At 66.6% G+C, this 1,370-nt stretch carries 2 protein-coding genes; both read left to right on the top strand.

Annotated features, from left to right (window positions below):
• On the top strand, positions 1-337 hold a 337-nt coding region (locus GVY64_RS36925; protein ID WP_236567551.1), incomplete at its 5' end, for a transposase.
• Positions 334-924: an IS3 family transposase gene (locus GVY64_RS36920; RefSeq protein ID WP_159851323.1), complete on the top strand. Its 591-nt coding sequence runs from the start codon at positions 334-336 to the stop codon at positions 922-924. The genes GVY64_RS36925 and GVY64_RS36920, both read left to right, overlap by 4 nt.
• Positions 925-1,370 lie beyond the last annotated feature (446 nt).

Here is a 1,370-nt window from a genome sequence, read left to right as displayed (position 1 = left end):
ACCCGGAGGATTCGAAGTCATGGTGGCACCACGGAAGTACCCCGACGAGTTGCGTGAGCGGGCAACGCGTCTGGTGATCGAGGCGAGGAAGGACCCGGCCTCGCGTAGCGGTGCGGTGAAGGGGATCGCTGACCAGCTGGGGGTTCATCCCGAAGCGTTGCGGACGTGGGTGACGCGCGCGGAGCGTGACGAGGGGCTGCGGCCGGGGCCGACTTCGGTGGAGCAGGCGCGGATTGCGGAGCTGGGGCGGGAGAACCGTGAGCTGCGGCGGGCGAATCAGATCCTGAAGTCCGCGGCGTCTTTCCTCGCGGCGGAGCTGGACCGTCCGTCGCGATGAGGGTCGAGTTCGTCGACTCCATCCGCGACGAGCACGGTGTCCAGCCGGTTCCGGAGGCGCTCGAGCAGACGCCGGCCCAGATCGCACCGCCGACCTACTATGCCGCCAAGACCCGCCCGCCCTCGGCCAGGGCAGTGCGTGACGGTGAGCTGATCGAGGTGATCACCCGGATCCACGAGGAGAACTACGGCGTCTACGGCGTCAGGAAGGTGTGGGCCGAGACGAACCGGCAGGGCCACGAAGTGGCCCGCTGCACAGTTGAACGGTTGATGCGTAACGCCGGGCTGCGGGGCCTGCTACGCGACAAGTCACCGCGGACCACCCGGCCGGCCCCGGAGACCGGGCGGCCTACCGACCTGGTCGAGCGGGACTTCACCGCCTCGCGCCCGAACGAGTTGTGGGTTGCCGATATCACCTATATCCGCACGTCAACAGGCTGGGTGTATGCGGCTTTCGTGCTCGATGTGTTCTCGCGGCTGGTGGTGGGCCGGCAGGTCGCCACCTCGCCACCTCCCTCTACACCGATCTGGCGTTGGACGCGCTGCAGATGGCGATCTGACGTCGCCGACGCGACAGCGCCGACCTGACCGGGCCGGCCCATCACAGCGACCAGGGAGTCCAATATCGTGCGATCCGCTATGCCCAGCGGCTGGCCCGAACCGAAGCCGTGGCATCAGTCGGATCCCACGGAACAAACTCTCCACTCAACCCGGGGCTCGACAGTCCCGGCGACCACACGCACCTTCGCCACGAGCATGCCCAAGGTGCCGTTGCGCGACCACCGCCAAACCGGTTGCAGACCGTTTTCCACGGCCCGTAGCGTTCGGGCAGCTCCAGCCACGCAACCCCGTCTTGGCCTTGTACAACATGCCGTTGATCACCCGCCGTCATCCACACGCGGACGACCTTTCACTCCCAACACCGGCAGCAACGGCTCGATCACCCCCCACTACTCCTCGGTCAACTCGTGCCTACGCACCACAACCGAGAATCACACCACATCAACCACGCCAACTTTAAGGACGGACCCTAG

The organism is Nocardia sp. CY41 (assembly GCF_009829325.1).
In the GTDB taxonomy this organism is placed as follows: domain Bacteria; phylum Actinomycetota; class Actinomycetes; order Mycobacteriales; family Mycobacteriaceae; genus Nocardia.
The sequence above is the reverse complement of the archived record's forward strand: the minus strand, read 5'-3'. Positions and strand labels throughout refer to the sequence as shown.